The sequence below is a fragment of the Methylotenera sp. genome (assembly GCF_013141425.1).
Lineage (GTDB): Bacteria > Pseudomonadota > Gammaproteobacteria > Burkholderiales > Methylophilaceae > Methylotenera.
Genome location: NZ_JABFRA010000069.1, coordinates 24083 through 30410 on the forward strand (window position 1 = coordinate 24083; position 6328 = coordinate 30410).

Here is a 6328-nt window from a genome sequence, read left to right on the forward strand (position 1 = left end):
GCCTAATGTACTGTTTGTAATGCGGGAATGAGGGCAACTTCTCGGCTGTCTGCAGTAATGGTCAAATCCCAACCGGCTTCGCGTGTCGCCAACTGCATCATGTTGGTAACAGCATGCACAAGTTCGTTAGTTAAGGCTATTTTAACAGATTGACCATTCGTACACTGTAGCTCTAATTGTGGTGGCAAATTATCCACATTGACCACAAAACACTGCGTTGCAAGCATAGGTGCTTCTGAACGAGGTTGGCGATCGGCGATATATTCTGATTCAAAGTCTAGATTCTCTATTTTTTTCTGCTCGCTCGCCTCAAGAGAAAAACTATCCAGCGCTTGGTTTTTTGCTTCTGGAGTGGCAATTATCGGCGCTGCAAAATGCGGTGCCGTTGGCGTTAGTGTATTGCTAACCACATTTAACAAGCTCCACATCGCCTTACATACCCGACGTGTAATCCAAACTGCAACTTCCGTTTTATCTGCCAGCCCAACTTTCAGCAGCAAGCGGTCTTCTGGCTCATTAAAACCCAAATTGATTTGCTCGATTGCAGATTCATTGTGTGCCATTCGAATGCTTTAAATTATAAATACAACGTACAGCATAAAGTTTTTATCAAATTTTTTCCAGATTTAATCTTGAAATAAATAAATACGGCCCAATAATTGAAACACAATCTGGCACTCTCGGTGTTTGAGTGCTAAAATCGCACTCGCTCTGCATGGCAATGCTTGCTGTGTGCAATATATTTTAGTCGCAACCTCTTTGTAAAGTTGCGATATTTATTTTAGTCATTAATTTTTTGGAGAACCGTATGAAAATTCGTCCTTTACACGATCGCGTGATTGTAAAACGCTCAGAAGAAGAACGTACAACCGCTTCTGGCATTGTGATTCCTGATAGCGCTACTGAAAAACCAGATCAAGGTGTGGTACTTGCTGTTGGTAACGGTAAAAAAGATGATAGTGGAAAAGCTACCGCTTTAGACGTTAAAGTGGGTGACAAAGTGTTATTCGGTAAATACGCTGGCCAAACCGTTAAAGTAGACGGTGAAGAACTTTTGGTCATTCGTGAAGAAGACATTTTTGGCATCGTTGAATAATTAACGTTCTGAATAATTCATTTGAAATTAAGTCATTAGGAGATTTAACATGGCAGCAAAACAAGTAATTTTCGGCGATGAAGCCCGTGCAAAAATTGTAAACGGTGTCAACATTCTAGCCAATGCAGTAAAAGTAACACTCGGTCCTAAAGGCCGTAACGTGGTGCTTGAGCGCTCATTTGGCGCACCAACCGTAACAAAAGATGGTGTATCCGTCGCGAAAGAAATCGAACTCAAAGACAGACTTGAAAATATGGGCGCACAACTCGTTAAAGAAGTGGCATCAAAAACTTCAGATAACGCAGGTGACGGCACCACTACTGCAACTGTATTAGCACAAGCAATTGTTCGAGAAGGCTTTAAATATGTGGCTGCAGGCTTTAACCCAGCCGATTTAAAACGCGGTATTGATAAAGCAGTCATTGCAATTGTTGAAGAAATCAAAAAGATTTCAAAACCAACCACCACCAGCAAAGAAATAGCGCAAGTGGGTAGCATTTCAGCGAACTCTGATGCAAACATTGGCCAAATTATTGCCGATGCAATGGACAAAGTCGGTAAAGAAGGTGTGATTACCGTTGAAGACGGTTCTGGTTTAGAAAATGAATTAGATGTAGTGGAAGGCATGCAATTTGACCGCGGCTATTTGTCACCGTACTTCATTAACAACCAAGAGCGTCAAATCGCCTTGTTAGACAATCCATTCGTTTTGTTACACGACAAAAAAATCTCGAATATTCGCGATTTATTACCTGCATTAGAGCAAGTGGCTAAATCTGGTCGTCCATTGTTAATCATCGCTGAAGACGTTGATGGTGAAGCCTTAGCAACTTTGGTTGTAAACAACATTCGCGGCATTTTGAAAACAACTGCTGTTAAAGCGCCTGGTTTTGGTGACCGCCGTAAAGCTATGTTGGAAGACATTGCCATTTTAACTGGTGGTACCGTGATCGCTGAAGAAGTAGGCTTAAAACTTGAAACGATTACACTTGAACAATTAGGCCAAGCAAAACGCATTGAAGTGGGTAAAGAAAACACCATCATCATTGACGGCCACGGTAGCGATAGCAACATCAAATCACGTATTACCCAAATCAAAACACAAATCGAAGAAGCAACAAGCGACTACGATCGTGAAAAATTGCAAGAACGTGTGGCGAAACTTGCTGGTGGCGTTGCAGTCATTAAAGTGGGTGCAACAACTGAAGTTGAAATGAAAGAGAAAAAAGCCCGCGTTGAAGATGCGTTACATGCAACTCGTGCAGCCGTTGAAGAAGGCATTGTGGCTGGCGGTGGCGTGGCATTGTTACGTGCTCGCAGTGCAATCAAAGACTTAAAAGGCGACAACGCTGACCAAGACGCTGGTATTAAAATCGTTTTACGCGCAGTGGAAGAACCTTTACGCCAAATCGTTGCCAATGCTGGCGATGAGCCATCAGTAGTTGTAAACAAAGTGCTTGAAGGTAAAGGCAACTACGGTTACAACGCGGCCAATGGTACTTATGGTGACTTAGTTGAACTTGGCGTGCTGGACCCAGCAAAAGTAACGCGCTCTGCATTACAAAATGCGGCTTCTGTTGCTTCACTCATCTTAACTACCGATGCTTTGGTGGCTGAACTTCCAAAAGAAGACGGCCCAGCTTTTGGTGGCGGTGATGCTGGTGGTATGGGCGGCATGGGCGGTATGATGTAAACCTTTTGATATTGCCTCTTTCATCCTCCGACCAATGCGGGTGAAAGAAGTAAGGACGAAATTGAGACCTTAATTTATCGTCAAAAATCAAGAAGCCTCGCCACTGCGGGGCTTTTTTTTACAACAAAACTTTATCAATCCAAGGATTGCAATTTCGCAAAAACACTTGTAGTGTTCTACAACAATAACACCTTCAAAATATTTAAACTTTATTGCCCGCTAAAGATCAATCACACTGAATTTTTGAGGTAACTGGATGAACGATATTATCTACAATCAGAACAGCATCCTAATTGTAATTATCCTATTTGTAGCCATGCTGATTGCCATTGAGTCTGGCTATCGTCTCGGTGTTAAATCGAAAAAACTGGCCAATCCATCGTACAAATCACACATCGAGTCTGTGCAATCTTCATTATTGGGAATCCTGGCTCTACTAATTGCGTTCACTTTTTCAATAGCATTGCAACGCTTTGATAGCAGAAGCGAAGCGGTAGTCGATGAAGCCAATTCCATAGGCACAGCCTTTTTACGGGCTCAATTGTTGCCGATTGCTGTGCGTCAGGACGTTCAGAAAGCACTGCATCAATATATTGATATACGCGTTCAGTCGAGCACACTTCCACTTGATCATACCAATGACCATCTAGCGCTTAGAACAAATGCAAACGATATACTTAATAGTTTGTGGCAATTAGCGATTCAAGCCGCAGAAATAGACCCAAATCCAGTGACGACAGGCTTATTCATACAGTCATTGAACGAATTAATTGATTCTTTTGGCAGGCGGACCGCAACGGTAGATAGGCATGTACCCGAAGCAGTATTAATGCTGCTCTCAATTGTTTTTATCGCTACAGGCTGCGTAGTTGGTTATTCCGTAGGCATTACGAATAATCGACCTTCAAATATGAGCTACCTCATGGTGGGACTAATTGTACTTTTGGTATTTATCATTATTGATTTAGACCACCCAAGACGCGGCCTCATTCGCGTGAGCCAAAATAGCCTGACTGACTTAAAGGCCAGTATCCATAAGGATTATCGCCAAGCGTTAACAAAATAAAGACTGCTGAACTTGCTCAATGCGAATTAGCAAAATATACTATGCTTAACAGATTGATTTTAGTGTCCAATCTACATGCATTAAAACGATGGGGATTTGAATAATGAACGAAAAATTACTTCAATTATTGCGTAATGATGTCAGCCTTTACCCCACCAAGCTGGAACTTGAGTACCCGCATATCTTCAATAAGATTTTAGAAATATGGGAAACGGACCAAGCCAATGAATACTTCAATCTAGTGGTCTTTGATTCGCGTGGCGATCGGTTAGGTTTTCCAGATGAAGTGAGTAATGAACTATGGAAACTGCATTTACATCGTTTAAAAATAAATTCCGAATTTAAAGACCCTGCTAAAAAAGATTACTGGGATTGGGTTAGCTAAGCTAGAGTTAGCCTTGATACACTAAAAAAAGATACTCAAAAAAAACCCCGACTCAAGGGGATGAGAGTCGGGGAAAAATGCCTTATCGTCTAAGGCTTCCGCTCAGGGAGGAAAGAAGCGGAATGCTAGCTAAAATCAATTTAGCCATCATGCAAGTTCAGACCAGAGCAAGTTAACTTTAGTTCTCATTTTTTTGTAACAGTTTGTATCATCTCAGTTCTAAATTCACTCATTCCAGCACGATTTCTCATGCGATAATACCCGCATGGAAACTCAATCTACACTTCTGACTGGCCTAAATAATAAACAACTTGAAGCAGTTACTTTGCCGCATCAATCCGCGCTGATTTTAGCGGGCGCAGGGAGTGGTAAAACAAGGGTACTCACTGCGCGTATTGCTTGGCTAATTCAAACAGGACAAGCATCACCAACGGGGCTACTAGCGGTCACTTTTACCAATAAAGCTGCAAAAGAGATGCTTACACGCATTACCGCCTCGCTACCCATTAACACGCGTGGAATGTGGGTAGGTACGTTTCATGGGCTGTGCAATCGTCTACTGCGCGCGCACTATCGCGAGGCTGGCTTACCGCAAAGTTTTCAGATTTTAGATATTGCTGACCAACTTTCCGTCATCAAACGCTTGATGAAACTAATGAATGTTGACGATGAAAAATACCCGCCTAAACAAGTGCAAAATTTCATCAACGGCTGTAAAGATGAAGGGTTACGCGCGCATGCTGTAGAAGCATACGACCCGCACACGACTAAAATGCGTGAGATTTTTGATGCTTACGACAAACAATGTCAGCGCGATGGTGTCGCCGACTTTGCCGAGCTTTTATTGCGTTGTTATGAGTTGCTAGAACGTGATGCTAACATTCGCCAGCACTACCAAAGTCGCTTTAAATATATTCTGGTAGACGAATTTCAAGATACCAATCGCCTGCAATATCAGTGGTTAAAACTGCTAGCAGGACAAGGCAATTGCATGTTTGCCGTGGGAGATGATGACCAATCGATTTACGGCTTCCGTGGGGCGCGGGTAGGGAATATGCGCGATTTTGAAAAAGATTTTAGCGTACAAAATATCGTTAAATTAGAGGAGAATTACCGCTCCCATAGCAATATTTTAGACGCCGCCAACGCGATCATTTCGCATAACAACAATCGCTTAGGAAAAAATCTTTGGACCAGCTCAGGTGCTGGCGAACCTGTGCGCGTATACGATGCTTATAACGACACCGACGAAGCACAATTCATTGTTGATGAAATTAAGATGTTGCACTGCGAAGGCACTTCGCTAGGTGAAATCGCCCTACTCTACCGCTCCAACGCGCAATCACGCATTTTAGAGCAGGCATTGTTCAACGCTAAATTACCTTATCGCGTCTACGGTGGCTTGCGCTTTTTTGAGCGCGCTGAAATTAAACATGCATTGGCGTACATGCGTTTGATCGCCAACGCTAATGATGACACAGCATTGTTGCGTGTCATTAATTTTCCAACGCGTGGCATCGGGGCGCGTAGCTTAGAGCAGTTACAAGAAGTCGCCCGCGCTGAAAACTGCAGCATTTGGCAGGCCGCGATTAATAAGGTTGGCAATGGCAAGCTTGGCGGCAAAGGCATAGAAGGTTTTGTCGCACTAATCCGACAAATGGTAGATCAAGCGTATGGCATCAGCTTGTCAGAATTAACCGAACTCGCCATCAGCCAATCTGGCTTAGTTGCCCATTATGAAAACGATAAAGAAGGCGAAGACCGCATTGAAAACTTGAACGAGTTGGTCACAGCAGCAGTGTCTTTCACCAATCAAGATTTTGGCAACCACCACAATGTGGATAGCGATGCCAATAATAGTTCTGAACAAGACTTACTCACGCAATTTTTGAGTCACGCAAGTTTAGAAGCGGGCGAACACCAAGCCGATGTCGGCCATGAGGCTTTACAACTCATGACGGTTCACGCCTCCAAAGGCTTGGAATTTAAAGTAGTCTTTATTAGCGGCCTAGAAGAAGGTTTATGCCCACACGAACAAAGCCTGTATGAAAACGCGGGCTTAGAAGAAGAACGTCGCTTGATGTACGT

6 protein-coding genes are annotated in these 6328 nt (G+C 43.1%); 5 read left to right on the top strand and 1 reads right to left on the bottom strand.

Annotation, left to right across the window (positions count from 1 at the left end; genetic code table 11):
- Positions 1-2: 2 nt before the first annotated feature.
- Positions 3-563, bottom strand: coding sequence for a hypothetical protein (locus HOO90_RS05825; protein ID WP_292840701.1), 561 nt, complete (start codon positions 561-563; stop codon positions 3-5).
- Between the two features lie 245 nt (positions 564-808).
- Here HOO90_RS05825 and HOO90_RS05830 point away from each other — a divergent pair, with 245 nt between their 5' ends.
- The 5 genes from HOO90_RS05830 to HOO90_RS05850 all read left to right on the top strand — a co-directional run.
- A complete protein-coding gene (locus tag HOO90_RS05830) occupies positions 809-1096 on the top strand; it encodes a co-chaperone GroES (protein WP_292840704.1) in 288 nt (95 codons plus the stop codon).
- 49 nt (positions 1097-1145) lie between these two features.
- A complete protein-coding gene (gene groL, locus HOO90_RS05835) occupies positions 1146-2789 on the top strand; it encodes a chaperonin GroEL (RefSeq protein WP_292840707.1) in 1644 nt (547 codons plus the stop codon).
- Positions 2790-3045: 256 nt separating this feature from the next.
- Positions 3046-3855 carry a hypothetical protein gene (locus tag HOO90_RS05840; protein WP_292840710.1) on the top strand — a complete coding sequence of 270 codons (810 nt, stop codon included), beginning with the start codon at positions 3046-3048 and terminating at the stop codon, positions 3853-3855.
- Positions 3856-3958: 103 nt separating this feature from the next.
- Positions 3959-4240: a hypothetical protein gene (locus tag HOO90_RS05845; RefSeq protein ID WP_292840713.1), complete on the top strand. Its 282-nt coding sequence runs from the start codon at positions 3959-3961 to the stop codon at positions 4238-4240.
- A 265-nt stretch (positions 4241-4505) separates the two neighbouring features.
- On the top strand, positions 4506-6328 hold a 1823-nt coding region (locus tag HOO90_RS05850), incomplete at its 3' end, for a UvrD-helicase domain-containing protein (RefSeq protein WP_292840717.1).

Excerpts from the sequence above, each read along its gene's own strand:
- groL (WP_292840707.1), top strand. The coding sequence starts at position 1,146 with ATGGCAGCAAAACAAGTAATTTTCGGCGATGAAGCCCGTGCAAAAATT.
- HOO90_RS05845 (WP_292840713.1), top strand. The coding sequence starts at position 3,959 with ATGAACGAAAAATTACTTCAATTATTGCGTAATGATGTCAGCCTTTAC.
- HOO90_RS05830 (WP_292840704.1), top strand. The coding sequence starts at position 809 with ATGAAAATTCGTCCTTTACACGATCGCGTGATTGTAAAACGCTCAGAA.
- HOO90_RS05825 (WP_292840701.1), bottom strand. The coding sequence starts at position 563 with ATGGCACACAATGAATCTGCAATCGAGCAAATCAATTTGGGTTTTAAT.
- HOO90_RS05840 (WP_292840710.1), top strand. The coding sequence starts at position 3,046 with ATGAACGATATTATCTACAATCAGAACAGCATCCTAATTGTAATTATC.